The sequence below is a fragment of the Thermococcus litoralis DSM 5473 genome, from assembly GCF_000246985.2.
GTDB lineage: Archaea > Methanobacteriota_B > Thermococci > Thermococcales > Thermococcaceae > Thermococcus_A > Thermococcus_A litoralis.
In genome coordinates this window covers 781,766-799,767 of sequence record NC_022084.1, presented here as the reverse complement: position 1 = coordinate 799,767, position 18,002 = coordinate 781,766, and the positions used below count along the sequence as shown (strand labels likewise).

Annotated in this window: 12 protein-coding genes; 5 read left to right on the top strand and 7 right to left on the bottom strand. The window is 45.0% G+C overall.

What is annotated here, in order from left to right:
* Positions 1-3: 3 nt before the first annotated feature.
* Positions 4-1,323 carry a DNA double-strand break repair protein Mre11 gene (gene mre11, locus OCC_RS04385; protein ID WP_004067688.1) on the bottom strand — a complete coding sequence of 440 codons (1,320 nt, stop codon included), beginning with the start codon at positions 1,321-1,323 and terminating at the stop codon, positions 4-6.
* On the bottom strand, positions 1,313-3,046 hold the full coding sequence (herA, locus tag OCC_RS04380) for a DNA double-strand break repair helicase HerA (protein ID WP_004067690.1): 1,734 nt from the start codon (positions 3,044-3,046) through the stop codon (positions 1,313-1,315). Before herA ends, mre11 begins: the two co-directional genes overlap by 11 nt.
* A 228-nt stretch (positions 3,047-3,274) precedes the next feature.
* Here herA and OCC_RS04375 point away from each other — a divergent pair, with 228 nt between their 5' ends.
* Genes OCC_RS04375 through endA form a run of 3 tightly spaced genes read left to right on the top strand, consistent with a single transcriptional unit; the run spans position 3,275 to position 5,589 of the window.
* Entirely contained in the window at positions 3,275-4,519 is a 1,245-nt protein-coding gene (locus OCC_RS04375; protein ID WP_004067692.1) for an alpha-amylase family glycosyl hydrolase, read from the top strand.
* A 51-nt stretch (positions 4,520-4,570) separates the two neighbouring features.
* On the top strand, positions 4,571-5,080 hold the full coding sequence (rimI, locus tag OCC_RS04370; protein ID WP_004067695.1) for a ribosomal protein S18-alanine N-acetyltransferase: 510 nt from the start codon (positions 4,571-4,573) through the stop codon (positions 5,078-5,080).
* Positions 5,062-5,589 (top strand): tRNA-intron lyase, encoded by a 528-nt coding sequence (gene endA / locus OCC_RS04365; protein ID WP_048874617.1) that lies wholly within the window; start codon positions 5,062-5,064, stop codon positions 5,587-5,589. Before rimI ends, endA begins: the two co-directional genes overlap by 19 nt.
* On the opposite strand, the gene OCC_RS04360 is transcribed toward endA, so the two are convergent.
* Together OCC_RS04360 and OCC_RS04355 are read right to left on the bottom strand one after the other, a co-directional pair.
* The gene (locus tag OCC_RS04360; RefSeq protein ID WP_004067699.1) at positions 5,586-6,398 is read right to left on the bottom strand and encodes a DUF835 domain-containing protein; all 813 of its coding nucleotides are present in this window, start codon (positions 6,396-6,398) and stop codon (positions 5,586-5,588) included. The two genes, endA and OCC_RS04360, sit on opposite strands and share 4 nt — an antisense overlap.
* Before the next feature lie 91 nt (positions 6,399-6,489).
* Positions 6,490-7,677 carry a glycine C-acetyltransferase gene (locus tag OCC_RS04355; RefSeq protein ID WP_004067701.1) on the bottom strand — a complete coding sequence of 396 codons (1,188 nt, stop codon included), beginning with the start codon at positions 7,675-7,677 and terminating at the stop codon, positions 6,490-6,492.
* 175 nt (positions 7,678-7,852) lie between these two features.
* Between OCC_RS04355 and OCC_RS13185 the strand changes: the two genes are divergently transcribed.
* Positions 7,853-13,597 (top strand): LAGLIDADG family homing endonuclease, encoded by a 5,745-nt coding sequence (locus tag OCC_RS13185; protein ID WP_004067704.1) that lies wholly within the window; start codon positions 7,853-7,855, stop codon positions 13,595-13,597.
* Positions 13,598-13,607: 10 nt separating this feature from the next.
* Positions 13,608-15,068 carry a replication factor C large subunit gene (locus tag OCC_RS04345; RefSeq protein ID WP_004067706.1) on the top strand — a complete coding sequence of 487 codons (1,461 nt, stop codon included), beginning with the start codon at positions 13,608-13,610 and terminating at the stop codon, positions 15,066-15,068.
* Here OCC_RS04345 and taw22 read toward each other — a convergent pair whose 3' ends face one another.
* From taw22 to moaA, 3 genes are read right to left on the bottom strand one after another with little or no spacing between them, the layout of a single operon-like run.
* Complete coding sequence (gene taw22 / locus OCC_RS04340; protein WP_004067708.1) at positions 15,069-16,079, bottom strand: tRNA (guanine(37)-N1)/4-demethylwyosine(37)-methyltransferase Taw22; 1,011 nt, start codon at positions 16,077-16,079, stop codon at positions 15,069-15,071.
* Positions 16,051-16,911 carry a DUF835 domain-containing protein gene (locus tag OCC_RS04335; RefSeq protein ID WP_004067710.1) on the bottom strand — a complete coding sequence of 287 codons (861 nt, stop codon included), beginning with the start codon at positions 16,909-16,911 and terminating at the stop codon, positions 16,051-16,053. Before OCC_RS04335 ends, taw22 begins: the two co-directional genes overlap by 29 nt.
* Before the next feature lie 49 nt (positions 16,912-16,960).
* Positions 16,961-17,884 (bottom strand): GTP 3',8-cyclase MoaA, encoded by a 924-nt coding sequence (gene moaA / locus OCC_RS04330; protein ID WP_004067712.1) that lies wholly within the window; start codon positions 17,882-17,884, stop codon positions 16,961-16,963.
* Positions 17,885-18,002: the final 118 nt, after the last annotated feature.

Sequence of the window (18,002 nt, the reverse complement as noted above, 5' to 3'; positions counted from 1 at the left end):
CTCTCACCCTTTCAGCCAAGATAATAAATCCGATTTCTTCTTTGGTGGCTCTTTTATCTTCTTGATTTTCTTCTCGGCTTCTAAATTGGGTTTTTCTTCTTTTATCTCCTCTTTGACTTCTTCTTTTCTCTCTTCCTTTTTGGGTGTAGCTTCTTTCTCTGGAGCGGAACCTTTTAGGAGGAGCTCTATGACCTCTTCAAAATCTTCAAAATCTTTCTCGCCAACAAGTTCGAGTATCTTGAGTTCCAGAGGGGTGAAGAACCCTTTTAGGTTTGTCTCTTTCCCTTTCCCTATGGAAGGCCTTTTGAACTTCGTTCTTATGTGGAGGTATTCAACTTTGAAGATTTCGTGGAGAAAAGACACGTCAAAAGGTCTCTCCCACTCAATGTCCACCCTCAAAAAAGCCTCTTTCGGGATTTTTGTGCTCAGCTTTTTAAGCTCCGTTTTTACAACACTCTCGTCAGCTTTAATCTTAACATCGTAGAAGGGTCTAACGTCAAGCTTCACAAACCTTGGTTTAAAATCTTCAACTATCAAAAAGCCCTTGTCCTCTCCAGTTTGAGGAATAAAAGCGTTCCCGTTCCACCTGTATCTCATTTCGTAGTCCCCGAAGTCCCACCTCTCTAATGAACCGGGATAAGCAACCACACCCAGGCCTTTGTTGGTTTGCCACCTTTTGTGTATGTGCCCCATTGCGTAGTAAAGAAAGCCCTCCGGCAGGTCTTCGAGGGTTATCTCGAAGTAATCTCTCTGCGTTTCCAGTTTTAGACTGTCCATCATCTCCTTTATCCCCTGGTGGAGCATAAGCACAGCGTCTCCACTTGGCTTAAAGTACTCACTTAGCTTGTTTCTCTCAAACCACGCAGCACTCATGAACTTCATGCCGTAGATCTCAAGGCTTTTGTTCCCTTTTTCGAAGACCCCTTTGACGATTAGCTTTCCATTGACTTTTTCTGTGGTTTGATACGTGTTTTCTTTTTTCTCCTCGCTGAAACCGAGGACATACATTAATCCTAGGGATTCTAGAAGATTGTAGGCGGAAATCCTCTTTTGGGTTCTGTCGTGGTTTCCCTCAATTGCAAAAACCGGAATTCCTTCTTCTTTTGGGATTGAAAGGATGTCTATGGCTTCTTTTATTGTTTGGGGGCTTGGGTTGCTGCGGTGGAAGAGGTCTCCCGCAATAAGTATAAAATCCACTTTTTCCTCGACTGCCTTTTTTATTGCAGTCTCAAAGGTTACTCTAAACTCCTCGGCTCTGTAGGGCAGTCTGTACTGCTCAAACCCAAGATGCACATCTGCAATATGAGCAAACTTAAAGGTCATATTCTATCCCCTCATCCTCATAAGCCTGCTGAATTTCTTCCTCTCTCTTCTCTTCTTCTGCTCTTTTACGCCACCTTGATACAATCCCTATGTCCTCTCCTCCATAATCACCGCCCCTTTCTTTGAAGTTGTAAATCTTAACCAGCGCTGGAAGGGCTATTGCTTGGCCAACTATAACTGCCTCTCCTTTTCCAAGAGATGCTATATCGGCTAGTAAATCATTGCTCAACTGTTCACTTGCCTTTAGAACGTAGTCCTGGTCTTTCGGATTTACGATCTTTAAGATTATCTTGGTGTTTGTCTGGCTTAAGACGTCTTCATTAAGTTTGTTTGGTCTTTGGGACACTATTCCAAGCCCAACTCCAAACTTTCTTCCTTCCCTAGCAATTCTGCTCAAAACCCTCACGGCATCATTGTGTTCCCCTTGCGGGGCAAATATATGTGCCTCCTCCACTACCATGAGTATTGGCTCGGCAAGTGCTTTACTTTTCCTTTCGATGCTCTTCATAAGTTTCTTGAGCTCTTCGATTTCTTCTTCAAGTTTTGATGTTTTCGCCGCTCTGCTTTCTCTTAGATCTTCTTCTATGCGTTCAAGAGTCTTTCTGGCTTTTTCATAGTCTACCCTTGCCTCAAATATTCCCTGGAGCAGTTTTCCGACAACGACTTTCATTTGACCCTCATCTAAGGGTCCGAGGTCGATAACATTCGCCTTTCCCGGTTCAATTTGAGATATTAAGTCCTCACTAGTTAATAAGCCTCCATAATTCCTCAAAAATCTCCTAAGTCTTAAAACAACTCCCCTTAGTGTCTCCACTCTATCCGATTTGAGTTCCTCCGTGAAATAGTCCTTCTTCCCTTCATCCCAGTACTTCGCTTCTTTATTTCTGATCCAGTCGTTTATTGTCTCCATGAGCTTTTCAATGAGCTCTCTTCCGCCCAAATTTGGGTTTTCGTATTTGATCGTTTCCCAAGCTTTAGCTAGAAACTCTCTCTGTATGGTGGCATTTTTTGCGACCTCTATTAGGTCTGCCAGCTCCTCGCTATCCATTTCCTCAGGTCTTATTTTGGCCTCTATTATTTTGACATACTTTTTCCCTGTGTTGGGGAGCTTTAGCTTTACGTAGTCTCCATGGGGGTCTAGGACGACCACCGTTCCCCTGAGCTTTTCGACGATTTGGCTTATCATTACTGCAACGGTGTTTGACTTGCCTGCTCCGGTAACTGCCAAAACGGCAAAATGTCTCGATACAAGTTCGTCAGCGTTTAAATAAATTGGCACGCTCTCTCTTAGAAGAAGTGTCCCAACCTCTATGTACCCCTCTCCGGGGTTGTATATTGCCTTGAGAACCTCATCGCTTAACCTGTAAACAGTCCTTCCATTAGGAATTGGGACTCTATTTGGTAGAACTTCAACATTCTCGCCGTTAAAGCTGAGCTTGCCTAGAACCCTTACACTTGCGATTACTTCCTCGTTGTCCTCAATGCTCTCTCCGTATTGCTCTAAATCAAGCTGAAGGGACTGATACGTGCTTTTTCCACTTATGAGAAGCCAATTTATGTTTTGAAGTCTTCTGATTGTACCAATAACCCATTCCCCGTTTCTGTTCTGGGCAACGACAAACTCCCCAAACTGTAAATTCACATCGGGGTGAGCGGAAAAATCATACCCTATGACACTTGCCTCACCTTTGACTATCCCGACGGCATCTTCCGCTATCCTCATCATATCACCTTCATTTAATCAATTAACTCCGAGCTGGTTATAAACTTAATCCTAACCTTTAGTAATGGTAAGAAAAGACATGGATGGTAGATCAGATAGGAATCCGGTCATCATCTTGCCCTCAGGATCGGAAGCGCTCATCACTTCTCTTTAACATCCTACTACCTTTCTTTTAAAACTTTCCAAAAACTATTTTAATACCGAGTGTAATCACTCTCGGTGATATAAATGCGGGCTAGCGAGTTGAGAAAGCTCGTTATATACGAAGTCTTCCCAAGAAACCACACTGAAGAGGGAACTCTAAAGGCCTTAGCTGAAGATTTGGAGAGGATAAAATCCCTCGGCGTGGACTTTGTTTGGCTGATGCCTATATATCCAATAGGAGAAGAAGGCAAAAAGGGTTCTCTTGGCTCTCCTTATGCCATAAAAGACTATAGATCAATAAATCCCGAGCTGGGAACGTTTGAAGACTTTAAAAAACTCGTGGAAAAAGCTCATAGGCTTGGGCTTAAGGTTATGATAGACATTGTATACAATCATACCTCGCGAGATTCAAAGCTTTTGGAAGAGCATCCCGAATGGTTCTATACAGTTGATGGCAAGCCTTCAAGAAAGGTTCCGGACTGGAGCGATGTTTACGACCTTGACTACTCCAACAGAGAGCTCTGGGAATATCAAATAGAGACCTTGAAGTTCTGGGCTAAATACGTGGATGGGTTTAGATGCGATGTTGCTCCTCTTGTGCCCTTGGAATTCTGGGAGAAAGCCAAAAAAGAAGTTGCCAAGATTAATCCCAACATTCTCTGGATGGCTGAGACTGTATATCCTTCTTTTGTCAAGTGGCTGCGGGAGAGGGGATTTAGAGTCCACTCGGATGTTGAGATGCACCGGGTATTTGAGATTACTTACGACTACGATGGAAGAGAGATGCTGGAGAGGTATCTGCGGGGAGAAAGAAGTCTATTAAGCTATACTGACTACCTCTACGTTCAGGATACTTTGTATCCAGCGGATTACGTTAAGCTTAGATTTCTGGAAAATCATGATTTACCAAGGGCGGCTGGGATATTTAGGGATGAACTTCGCCTGAAGAATTGGACGGCCTTCATGTTCATGCTAAAGGGGGCTATGCTAATATATGCAGGGCAGGAATATGCTATCGAAAACCAGCCAAGCCTCTTTGAAAAGGATCCTATTCCCTGGGAAAAGGGAAATGAGGAGTTTTCATCTTTTGTCAAGAAACTAATCAAGATTAAAAAGTCAATCGATTGCAACGATCAAAGGGTGTACTTGGCGAAGGAAGGAATTGCTGTTGTGGAGTGCAAAAATGCAGTTGGAATTTTCAACCTAGAGGGAAAAATTGGAGAGATAGAGATTGAAGTTAGAGGAATAGACCTTCTGACAGGTAAAAAGGTTGAAAGCAAAGATGGGAAGATAGAGGTCCCCTTTGAGCCGGTAATAATCCATCTTTGATTTTTCTTTTTAAATCAATAAGATTAAAAACTATCGGGAGAATATTTCAATATGAGTCTCTCTTCAAGAGATGTCCCTTTCCCAAGAAAGATTCCCCTGAGCCTTGTCACTATCAGGCCTGCTACCCTCTTTGACCTAAGTGAGGTTATGCGCATTGAGAGACAGTCCTTTAGGGAGCAATATCCGAGAGGGCTGTTTTTGATGTTCCTTGAGGCAAATCCAGAGACCTTTCTAGTTGCAGAATACAACGGGAAGGTAGTTGGCTATGTAATGGGATATCTAAGACCAGACATGGAAGGTCACATAATGAGTATAGCCGTTGATCCTCTTTATAGAGGTAATGGGATAGGCAAGGCTCTTATGGAGGTTGTTATAGACAGGTTAATAAAACGAGGGGCTAGGTACATAGGACTTGAGGTCAGAGTCAGCAATGAGAGGGCGATAAAGCTCTACGAAAAGCTAGGCTTTAAGAAGATGAAAATCATAAAAGGCTACTACTCCGATGGCGAGGATGCCTACTACATGGTTCTCACACCAGACGCATGGGGGGACAGGAGTTGAGTGAGTTCAAATTTTACCTAAGCGGAGATAGGGTTTTCAGCACGATGGAGAGTGCTATAAACAAGCTCTACAACAAGCGGCACTATGGGGAAGTTGTAAATGGCAAGCTTTTCCTTTCTCTCATTGAAGCCGCTTATCTGTTGGACAAAGGATGGATTAAAGTTTTTGACGGTGAAAAAGAGCTCAGAGTTCAAGAGCTTTTCGAAATTGGAAGGAAAAAAGATGAGCAGTTTGATTTAAAGTTTTTGGTTTACAGGGATCTTAGGAATAGGGGCTACACTGTGAAGACAGCTCTCAAATACGGTTCTCACTTTAGGGTGTACCGCAAAGGAATGGAGGAGCATGCGGACTGGCTGATCTGGGTTGTAAGTGAGAACCAGAAGATGTATCCAAACGACTTAACCGCTAGGGTTAGGGTTGCCCATGGGGTTAGAAAAAAGATGGTTCTGGCGGTGGTCGATGAGGACAATGACGTGGTTTATTACCACATAGGCAGAATAAAATTCTAGTCTGCCTTTATCTCTCTAAACTCCCTCCTTAAGAGGTTTGCGTGTCTTTTTTCAACAGCGCTCTCATCTAAGGGAACCAAGATTATCGTGTTGTTGAGTAGGGCGTAATCGTTCAATGCTGCTAGGAACTTAAAGACCGGCTCAAACCCATTTTCTACCATGAGATATTCGATTCCATCTAGTAAAATTATCTTTGGAGTATCTCCCGACTTCATGAAGTCTACTAATGTCTGCAGAAGGAACTCAAGCCTTAGCGGGTGTATATTTCCTTCCCCATCTATTTTTGTGAGCCATAACATTGGGGTTTGCTCAAGTTTTAGCTTTTCTTTAAGCACATGCCTTGGTGTTCTGGAAACAATAAGCCCTGCTCTTCCTTTCAACAGATCTAGCAATAATGAGTTGCAATCCCCCGTTTTGCATAGATACACCCCAGGGGCAAATCTTTCCTCTTTCCCCTCTATTTCTATCACTGGAGAGAGCTTGTATCTTGATACGAGGCTCTTTAATAGGGTCACCCATCCGAGAAGAAGGAAGAGAAGTGCAAACGTTGTTAAACCATTTCCAGCTGTGTTTAAGAGCATTTTCTCTGAAGGGTTCAGAAAGAGAATTCCAACGTCATATAGATCGATAAACGTGAAGACAAACTTTGATAGGGCTGCTATGGCGAACCCCACTATCATGAAGTCATAGAATCTTCTAAGTGCAGGATACCTAGCTATGAACCTCCTCCTATACTTTATTCCGACTATTGTCAAGCCTATCAGCAATAGCAAGGCGGTTAGTGAGAGGGTTGCAGTTATAAGGCTCATCCCCTCTCACCTCCAGGAATGAGTAGGCATATAGATTTAAATACCTTTCGTTAGAAAAGTTCAAAAATAAAACGAAAATAAAAAAGGAAAATCACTTCAAGAATCCGGTCTTCTTTCCGAGGTCTTCAAAGGCATCTATTACGTACTGCAGGTCTTCCTTGCTGTGGGCTGCTGAGGGCTCAAGCCTTATTCTTGCTGTGCCTAATGGGACTGTCGGATAAACTATTGCCTGGGCGAAGATGTTGTATTCATCGTAGAGTCTTCTTGAGAACTCTTGGGCTAGCTTTTCGTCATATAGCATTACCGGTGTAATTGGGTGCTTGGTGTTTCCTAAGTCATAGCCAATGTCTCTAAGTCCCTTTTGGAGGAAGTGGGTGTTGTCCCAAAGCTTTTTAACGAGCTCATCGCTATGTTGGAGAATCTCAACCGCGGCAATAGCGGCAGCAACGTCGGGCGGATTCAAGGCGGATGAGAACAGGAATGGTCTTCCCCTCTGCTTTAAATATTCTATCGCCTCTTCTGGCCCTGCAACATAGCCACCAATGACACCAAATGCCTTGCTTAGGGTTCCCATTTCAAAGTCCACTCTGTCGTGGAGCTTAAAGTGGTCAACAATACCCCTTCCATGTTCACCTAAAACACCCTCACCGTGGGCGTCGTCAACGTATACCATAGCATCGTACTGTTCCGCCAATTCGGCTATTTCTGGAAGTGGGGCGAGGTCACCGTCCATGCTGAATACACCATCAGTGACAATAAGCTTCTTTTTCTTGTCTTTCACTTCTTCAAGCTTCTTTTTGAGGTCTTCCATGTCAAGGTGTTTGTAGATAACTTTCTCAGCTCCGCTTAACCTCATACCATCGATAATGCTTGCGTGGTTTAGTTCTTCACTAACAAAAACTCCATCCTCGCCTTTCTTTATGAGGGCACTTATTGCCCCAAGGTTTGCATTGTAGCCGCTTTGGAAGAGAATAGCAGCTTCTCTCTTCTTGAACTTTGCAAGTTTTTCCTCAAGCTCCACGTGGAGCTCCATTGTTCCGGCTATTGTTCTAACAGCTCCTGCTCCAACGCCATAGTCAAGAATAGCTCTTATAGCCGCTTCCTTAATTTTTGGATGTGCTGCCAAACCGAGATAGTTGTTGGAACACATGTTTAGAACTTTCTTTCCGTCAACAATCACCCAAGGGCCTTGGGCGCTCTGGAGAACTCTAATTCTTACATAAAGTCCTTTTTCTTTAAGTTCATTAAGCTCCTCGGTAATCCAGTCAAGCTTTGCCATTGGCACCACCAAGTAGAATATTGGTATTTCTCACCTATAAAAGTTTTTCATTTCAATAAACAACGGACTAACACCAGTCTCCTTTTGATGAAGTTTGGAAATTCTTTGGGGTTCCAAAGAGTTTAAATATTCTCGTGATTATAAAGTGTTTAGGTCACGATAACAGGTGGTTGCAATGGCTGAAGAAGTAAAAGAGGTTAAGGAAGTTAAAATTCTTGAAAAACCGTGGGTTGAGAAGTATAGGCCTGAGAGGCTTGACGACATTGTAGGGCAAGATCACATAGTGAAGAGGCTCAAGCACTATGTTAAAACCGGCTCGATGCCGCATCTTCTCTTTGCAGGTCCACCCGGTGTTGGAAAGTGCCTCACAGGGGATGTTAAGGTCATAGCCAACGGCAGGCTCTGTGAGCTGGGAGAGCTCGTTGAAAAAGTTTCCAATGGCAGGTTTGGCCCAACACCTGTTAAAGGCCTCAAAGTCCTTGGAATAGACGAGGACGGAAAGCTGAGGGAGTTCGAGGTTCAGTACGTCTACAAGGATAGGGCCGAGAGGCTGATAAGGATAAGGACTCGCCTCGGCAGGGAGCTTAAGGTTACTCCCTACCACCCGCTCCTCGTGAACAGGAAGAACGGAGAAATCAAATGGGTGAAGGCAGAGGAGCTTAAACCCGGCGACAAACTCGCAGTTCCGCGTTTCCTTCCGGCCATAGCTGAGGAAGACCCGCTGGCTGAGTGGCTTGGATACTTCATTGGAGACGGCCACGCCGACTCAAGGAGCAATGTAATCACTTTCACAAACGCTGATCCCTCTTTAAGACGGCGCTTTATGGAGCTGACGGAGAGGCTCTTTCCAGATGCGAAGATTAAAGAGAGAATCCACAAAAACAGGGCACCGGACGTTTACGTGAACTCCAGGAAGGCCTGGGAGCTTGTAAGTGCTCTTGGCTTTGCTGGAAGAAAAGCTGACAAGGTGTACATACCCGAGAAAGGCTGGGAGGGGATTCGCTCCTTCCTCAGGGCGTACTTTGACTGTGATGCTGGAGTTGATAAGAACGCAATAGTACTGGCGACCGCCAGCAGGGAGATGGCGGAGCAGGTTACCTATGGCTTAGCTGGTTTTGGGATAATCTCGAAGATACGGGAGAAAAAAGTCAGGGGTAAACTATATTACCACGTCACAATCTCAGGTTCAGAGAACGTGGAGAGGTTTCTGAGCGAGATCGGCTTCTCCCACAGAGAGAAACTTGAAAAAGCTAAGAAGCTCGTCAAGAAGTTCAACCCGAACCTCGACAGCTTGAAGGTCAACTATGAACTTATCTCTTACGTTAGAGACAGGCTTAAACTGAACTTCTCCGACGATAAGAGAAGCTGGAGCCACAGAAAGGCGAGAGAGATCTCGTGGGAGCTGATGAAAGAAATCTACTACCGCCTCGATGAGCTTGAGAGGCTGAAAGAGTCCCTCTCAAGGAGCATCCTCATAGACTGGAACGAGGTGGCGGAGCGGAGAAAAGAGATAGCGGAAAAGACTGGGATTAGGGTTGACAGACTCCTCGAGTACATTAAGGGCAAGAGGAAGCCGAGCCTGAGGAACTATCTAAAGATAGCGAAGGCCCTTGGGATCGACCTTGAACCTACGATTGATGCCATGAGGGTCTTTGCAAGGAAGTACTCAAGCTATGCCGAAATCGGAAGGAAACTCGGCACCTGGAACTCCAGCGTGAGAATAATTCTTGAGAGCAACACGGAAAAGATCGAGAAACTTGAGGAAATAAGGAAAATCGAGCTCGAGCTAATAGGGGAAATCCTCTCCGACGAGAAGCTTAAGGAAGGGGTAGCATACCTGATATTCCTCTCCCAGAACGAGCTCTACTGGGATGAGATAACCGAAGTGAAGGAGCTTAAGGGCGACTTCGTCATCTACGACCTCCACGTTCCGGGATACCACAACTTCATCGCAGGAAACATGCCGACGGTTGTGCACAACACAACTGCTGCGCTGGCTTTAGCCAGGGAACTCTTCGGTGAAGGCTGGAGGCACAACTTCTTGGAGCTTAACGCCTCCGTTTCAAAGGACACGCCGATACTAGTGAGATTGAACGGAAAGGTTATGAGGACTACCTTTGCAGAGCTGGATAAGATTTACTTTGATGAGAACGATGGAGAGGTTGCGTATAAGGATGCCATGAACCTTGAGGTTCTTACAGTGGATGAGAACTATAAAGTCAGGTGGGCGAGGGTGAGTAAGATAATCCGCCACCGTGTTCCTGTGATTCTAAAGATTCACCTCGAGGGAGGGGGAACGCTTGAGCTCACTGGAAACCACTCGGTAATGGTTCTGACGGAGAATGGACTTGAGAGCGTGAAGGCAAGCGAGCTTAAGGAAGGCTCTTACCTGTTGAGCTTTGTATCCAGTGTTCCCGGCTTCCTCGACGTCCTTAACATGGAAGACTACACCGTAAAGCCGAGCGCAAGGGTCAGAACCTTTGGAGAGATCCCTCTCAACGATGAGCTCGCTTACATGATGGGCCTCTACGCGGCCGAGGGGGCTGTAAGCTTCAAGGGAGTGACTTCGGGGCAGGTCATTTACACCCTTGGTAGCCACGAGGGAGAGCTCATAGAGAGAGTCAGGGAGTTTGCAGAAGGACTCGGGGTCAGCGTCTATGAGAACTACACCACATCAGGCTTCGACCGTTCAAGGAGGAGTGCCTACCAGATAAGACTCCTCAGCACCCAGCTAGCGAGGTTCTTCGAGGATAACTTCTACGACGGCCATGGAAGAAGGTCTGAAAACAAGAGGGTTCCGGGCTTTATCTTCGAGGCCTCGCTGGAAGAGAGAATAGCGTTTCTTAAAGGATTGGCAGACGTGGACGGCAGTGGTGAATGGGAAAGTGTCGTTAGGGTATCTTCGGTCTCAAAGGACATGCTGATAGACACCGTCTGGCTGGCGAGAATTTCGGGAATAGAGGCGAGCCTCTTCGAGAGAGAAGCCAGGCTCATCTGGAAAGGTGGAATGAAGTGGGCTAAGGCTGAGCTTCTCCCGGCTGAACCGATAATCAAGATGCTCCTTAGGATAGAGGACGCCGTTGAGGGCAACTGGCGCTACAATTTCAGACACCAGCTCTACGAAGGTAAGAAGCGTGTTGGGAAGGGAATTCTCAGAGATGTTCTTGACATGGTCAACGTTGAAAAGCTGGACGATGAAGGCAGGGAGATTTATGAAACGCTCAGAAAGCTCGCCTACACGGATCTTCATGCCCTCGCGATAAGGAAGATAGAGCTCATTGAGTACAACGACTTCGTCTACGACGTCAGTGTACCGGGCAACGAGACCTTCTTCGCGGGCGAGATACCGGTTCTCCTGCACAACTCTGATGAAAGAGGTATAAACGTTATCCGTGAGAAGGTAAAGGAGTTTGCAAGGACAAAGCCGATAGGCGGTGCGAGCTTTAAGATAATCTTCCTTGATGAGGCCGACGCTTTAACTCAAGATGCCCAACAAGCCTTGAGGAGAACTATGGAGATGTTTTCTAGCAACGTTCGTTTCATTCTCAGCTGTGTCACAGGTGACACGAGGATATACACTCCAGACGAGAGGGAAGTAAAAATTAAGGACTTTCTCAAGTTTTACGAAAGGGGCCTAGTGAGAGAGGTGTCCAATAGAAATGGAAGGGACACAGTGATAGCGGCGGTTGCTTTCAACTCTAAGATAATCGGTCACCCGGTCTTCAGGTTGACTCTCGAAAGCGGAAGAGTAATAGAGGCAACGGGCGACCATATGTTTTTAACTCCTGCAGGCTGGGTTCAGACATATGACCTTAAGGAGGGGAGTGAAGTTCTCGTGAAACCTACTCTGGAAGGTACTCCCTACGAGGTCAATCCAGAGCCGATTGTTGACCTCAGGGATTTCTATGAGTTCGCCAACAAGCTAGAGCTTGAGAGGGGAAGAAAGCCCCTTGGAGAGGCCAGGAATTTCCGCGAGCTGACAACCAAGGATAAAGAGAAAATCCTTGCGAGAGCGCTTGAACTGAAGGCGGAGATGGAGAAGGGCTTAACGGAAAGAGAAGCTGAAATCCTCCAGGAGATTTCAACCGAGTGGACATCTCGGGAGGAGATCCAAAAAAAGGTCGGGCTCTCGAGAGCGAGGCTGAATCAGCTCCTTAAGAATTTGGAGGAGAAGGGCTATGTTGAAAGGAGAATGGAAGGTAAGAGGCAGTTCGTAAGAAAGCTCCGCGATGGAGTTCCTCTGAGGAATACTGCCGATGTCAAGAGGATCCTTGAGAAAGAGTTAGGGATAAAGATAAGCTACACAGCCGTGAAGAGGCTCCTTGCCGGCGAACTCGATGGTCCGGCTTATAACTTACTTCGTGAGCTCAAGAAGAGATGGCTGGTAAGATATGACGACGAAAGAGCCGGAATTCTCGCGAGGGTTCTCGGCTTCCTACTTGGCGATGGACATCTCGCCAAGGGAGGTACAAGGGTCTGGTTCAACTCCTCAAGGGAAGAGCTTGAGGCACTGGCGGAGGATCTCAGAAGGCTCGGCCTGAAGCCTTCGGAGATAATAGAGCGCGAGTCTTCGTCGGAGATAGGCGGGAGAAAGGTAAAAGGCAAGATACACATGCTCTACGTTGACAACAGGGCCCTCCACGCCCTCATGCGCTTCTGGGGCGTTGAGGCAGGAAACAAGACGAAGAAAGGTTACCGCGTTCCGGAGTGGATAAGGAAGGGCAACCTTTTCGTCAAGAGGGAGTTCCTTAGAGGTCTCTTCGCTGCCGATGGAACCAAGCCATACTCCGAAAAGTACAACTTCAATGGAATAAAGCTTGAAATGCGCACGAGCAGTGAGAGCCTCGAAGAGACGACCGAGTTCTTCAACGACCTTGCCGAGCTCCTTAGAGAGTTTGAGGTGGACTCAAAGGTGATAGTAAGTCCGATTGGGGATGGGTTCATTGTGAGACTTGTTGTTACTCCTAACGAATCCAACTACCTGAAGTTTTTAACGAGAGTCGGCTACGCTTACGTTAAAGACAAATATGCCAGGCTGGTTGGAGAGTACTTGAGGATGAAGCTGACCTACAAGGAGATAATCCTTCCGCAGATTGCGGAAAAGGCTGTGGAGCTTGCCGCAAAAACCAATCCGACACAGGCTGCCAAGTTGCTTGGAGTTAAGAGGGACTTTGTCGTCAATAGGCTAAATGGAGTTCCAATCGGTTTAACGAGGGATTTCATGACTTTCGAGGACTTCAGGAGGGAACGCGTTACCGGAGACTATGTTGTAGAAAAGGTCATTAAAAAGGAAGAACTTGGCTACCTGGACGTCTATGATGTCACCTGTGCCTCTGACCACAGCTTCATATCAAACGGCCTTGTAAGCCACAACTGCAACTATTCATCCAAAATCATAGAACCCATTCAATCAAGATGTGCGATTTTCCGCTTTAGACCGTTAAAAGATGAAGATATTGCAAAGAGGCTAAAATACATAGCTGAAAACGAAGGGCTCGAGCTAACCGAGGAGGGTCTTCAAGCGATACTCTACGTGGCTGAAGGTGACTTAAGGAGGGCAATAAACGTTCTCCAGGCTGCAGCTGCCCTAGATGTCAAAATAACTGATGAAAACGTATTTTTGGTTGCAAGCAGGGCCAGACCAGAAGACGTTAGGGAAATGATGCTTTTAGCTTTAGAGGGCAATTTCCTTAAAGCTAGGGACAAGCTTAGGGAGATACTCCTAAAGCAAGGTTTAAGCGGAGAAGACGTTTTGATTCAGATGCACAAAGAGGTGTTCAATCTTCCAATAAGTGAGCCGAAGAAGGTTGCCTTGGCTGATAAAATAGGAGAGTACAACTTCAGGCTTGTTGAGGGAGCAAATGAAATGATTCAGCTTGAAGCTCTCTTGGCTCAGTTCACACTGCTTGGCAAGGATTAGGTGAGCCCAAATGCTGCCATGGGTTGAAAAGTATAGGCCAAGAAGGCTCGTGGAGATAGTAAATCAAGAGAAAGCGTTGGAGAAGGTTAAAGCATGGATTGAAAGCTGGTTTCATGGAACTCCCAAGAAAAAAGCTCTCCTCCTTGCCGGTCCCCCTGGTAGCGGGAAAACTACGACAGTTTATGCCCTGGCTAACGAGTATAAGTTTGAGGTAATTGAGCTCAACGCAAGTGATGACAGAACTTTTGGTAAAATAGAGCGCTACCTCAATGCGGCATATACAATGGATGTTTTTGGAAGGAGGAGAAAACTTATCTTTCTTGATGAGGCGGATAACATAGAGCCTTCAGGGGCAAGAGAGATAGCGAAGCTCATAGACAAGGCGAGGAATCCCATAATAATGTCCGCCAACAGATACTGGGAGGTACCATTGGAGATAAGAAACAAAGCAGAAATAGTGGAGTACAAGCGTTTAAGCCAGAGGGATATTTTAAAGGCTCTCTTTAGGATTGTAAAAGCGGAGGGTATTTTCGTTCCTAAAGAAGTCCTGCAGGAAATTGCAAAAAGGGCTAGGGGAGACTTGAGGGCAGCAATAAATGACCTCCAGAATATCGTAAGCGGCGGCGTTGAAGATGCCGAGCTTGTTCTGGCATATAGGGATGTTGAGAAGTCGATTTTTGAAGCTCTAGGCATGATATTTGCCACAGATAATGCGAAAAGGGCAAAAATGGCCCTCATGAACCTTGACAACACCCCAGACGAAGTTCTTCTCTGGATTGAAGAAAACATTCCCTATGTGTATTACAAGCCAGAGGACATTGCGAGGGCATATGAAGCCATAAGCAGAGCCGATATATACCTTGGAAGGGCAACAAGAACGGGGAACTACGGTTTGTGGAAGTATGCAGTAGACATGATGACTGCTGGAGTCGCTGTTTCAGGGGTAAAGAAAAAAGGCTTCTTGCGCTTCTACCCACCAAAAACTCTCAAAATGCTCAGGGATACTAAGGAGGAGCGGTCTATTAGGGACTCTATAGTGAAGAAGATAATGAAGGAAATGCACATGAGCAAACTTGAAGCAATTGAGACGATGCAGATATTCAAAGCCATGTTTATTAACAACCCAGACGTTGCGGCTCATATAGCAGTTTTTCTTGACTTAGGGGATAAGGAGATTGAGTTCCTTACTGAGGATAAAGAAAAGGCGGCAAAGATCAAAGGGAAGATGCTGGCCATTCATAGAAAGTTGAAGGAAACGAAAACGGAGCTTGAAGTGAGAATTGAAACAATTGAAGCTGAGGCTATCGATGAAGAAGAAATCAGTAAAGAAGAGCCAGAGGAAGAAGAGGTTGAAGAGGCTGAAGAAGTTGAAGAAGAAATAAGGGAAGAAAAAGAAGCTGAAGAAAAGCCCGAGGAAAAGAAAGAGAAGAAAGGCAAACAGGCAACTCTCTTTGATTTCCTGAAGAAGTGATCAAAGAAGTTCGATATCGGCACAGACCTTAAAGACATGGGGTTTGTAGTCGGAGACTTTCTTTATCTTTACCTTACATTCCTTTCTGAGCTCTCTGCACTGGGAGATAATTCTTTCTTTAAAGTCCTCTATTTTGCTTTCGTGAACAAAATCATAGTAATGAACCCACTTTTCGGCTTTTTCGAGTGCCAAGCGGAGAGCATCAACACCTTTTGGGGTTGGGCTTATAACCCTATCAAAAGTCCCAAGCTTTGGAACAACGTCAAATACATTCCCTTTGATAATCTCTATGCTACCCTTGAGTTTATCCCTGTTTAACTGAATGTTTTCAATGCCGAGCTTTACGGCATCTTCATTTAACTCTACGGCTGTTATTTTAGCGTTTTTGTATCTTGCAATCACGAGGGCATAGGGTAGAATTCCAGCAAACATCAGGAGAACTCTCTCCCCATCTCTTACAAGTTGAGCCAACCTGTACCTCTCTCCCTTCATTCTGGGGTTGAAGAAGGCTCTGCTTAGGTCAACTTTAATTTTTACACCGTTCTCTTTGTGCACTGTTGTGAGTCTCTTTTCTCCCCATATTATTGAGTAGTCCCTTATCCTGAAGGCACCTCTGTGGAATCCTTTCTTCGCTATCACCTTTAGAAACGGATGCACCTTAAGCAATGCCTCAACTATCTCCTTTTCCCTGTGCTCTATTTCCGGTGGGATTTGAATTACAGCTATGTCCCCTATGACATCGTAACGCCTGAGAAAGTTTAGCTCCTCTTTCGTAAACTTGTCCTTTAAGATGCTCTCAAGGTTTTTGTAAATCTGTCTCTCTGGTCTGAAAGGAAGCTCAATATCCACAACCTCAAATCCAAGATTTTTGGCTTTCTCTGGATCCGTTATGGGTAGAAGAACATTTTCTTCCTCTCTTCTTGGTCTTCTCTTTCCATCATAAATCCCCACTCGCTTAAGAATCCTCTTTGCCTCTTCCGCATTACTTTTCTTTACCCTCACCGCTGGCATGATCCTCTCCCTCTAGCAGTGCCGCGAACAATTTTTGGGAAATCTCCTTAATGAGCTCTTCTTCTCTCTTTTCCTGAAACTCTTTCAAGAGTGTTGTCTCTTGAGTTTTGTCTAGGACGTTTGGAGGCAAATATAAGATTAGCATTGACTCGTTGGAGATTACGTAATCCTTTAACGAGAACAAAAACTTTGCAACTGAAGAAAAGTCGTTGTAGAGGATTAGATACTCAACCCCCTCGAAATATACCACTGCTTTTCCGCCTTTTTCTCTCAAGAATCTTAAAATAGCATCTTGAATAACGTGGAGCTTTGTAGGATCTCCTGCGCCTTCTTTCTCTAATCTGCTTAGCCATATAAACTTATCTGGCTCCAGCTGGTATTTTTTTATCCATAACTCCTTTTGAGTCCTGCTCACAACAAGGAGTCCGTTTGAATGTCTCGACAAAAATGTCAGAGCATGAGGGCTTGCCGGCTTTTTAAACACATATGCCCCAGTTATTGGTGAAAGTGATGTTTTTTCTGGGTATTTTTTTGGTTTTACTTCCTGGGGACTTAGAGCATTGAGATAGTAGAGAACGGACGAAACCAAAATTATGTAAGAGAGGGTGTAGAAAATTGCCATTACAAACCATAACTGGATTTCAGTTAGAGAATCGATCACAACCCCAAGTGAGCCCGCGGTGAAAAGGGAGGTGGAAATTAAAAAGTTTCTAGCTAAGTTTTTCCCCGGCTCCTCGATGTTTTTGTAGTAATAGAACGCTCTTATGCTGAGGGCTATTCCTATTGCTGCAAGAATTAAACCCGCTAGTACTCCAAAGAGATTCATGTACATTGCTTCACCCTCTAGGTTAGTGTAATCTAAGGCATTATTTAAATACTTTTCATTTCCAATATGGCTCCCGCATGAGAATAGCCTTTTTAAAAATTTCAATAAGCTCCTCGTCGGAGGCGTTGTTCCTTATTGGAGTTAGGATATCTACGAGATCATCCCTTCTCAAGAGGCAGGTCTTTAAATGGCCCGTTGAAGTGAGCCTTATCCTAGTGCAGTTTGCACAGAATATTGTGTTGTGCATTGACCTAACGACTTCAACCTCGGCGATACCGTAGTCTGTGGGAATAAAGTATTTCTTTCTCCTGTGCATTCGTCTTTCCTTTACATCCACTACGATCTCCTCAAATTTCTCTTCCAGAGGTTTTAGCGAATAAAAGTACTTTTTGAAAAACCATGAGTCCTCCATCTCCCTTGGGACTTCGATTTCAATTAGCTGAAGAATGGCGTTTTTCTGGGCAGCGTAGTTTATCATATCCCATATCTCCCCGTCGTTGAGACCTTTCATGACAACCATGTTAAGCTTAACTGGATAGAAGAGCTTGACGGCTTTCTCGATTCCTTCAAGAACCTGAGGAAGCACGTCAAATCCTGTAATAGATTTATATTTTTTTCTGTCAAGGGTATCGAGACTTATGTTTACTCTATCGAGTCCAGCTTCTTTTAATGATCCCCCTAGTAGCTTCATTGTTGTTCCGTTGGTGGTCATAGATAGGTCTTCAACGTAAGGCCGTATCCTCCTCACTATCTCAACGATATCTTTTCTAATAGTCGGTTCCCCTCCGGTTAGCTTGACCTTTTTTATGCCAAGCTGGGACGCTATTCTGACTATTCTTTCTATTTCTTCTGGTTTCATCTCTTGGAAGCTGAGGGTTTGCCCCTCTCTATGGCAGTAGAAGCAGTTTAAGTTGCACTCATTTGTGAGAGAAATTCTCAGATTTGTCACCGGTCTTCCAAAGCGATCCACTAAAACCATGCGCTCCCCTCTATTACTTAAAACATCATTGCTTTAAAAAAAGATTTTGGGTAAACAATTATGTTAACCACAAAAGCTGCGAAAAGTAAAAGAACAATGAGGGAGTATTAATGTAGGG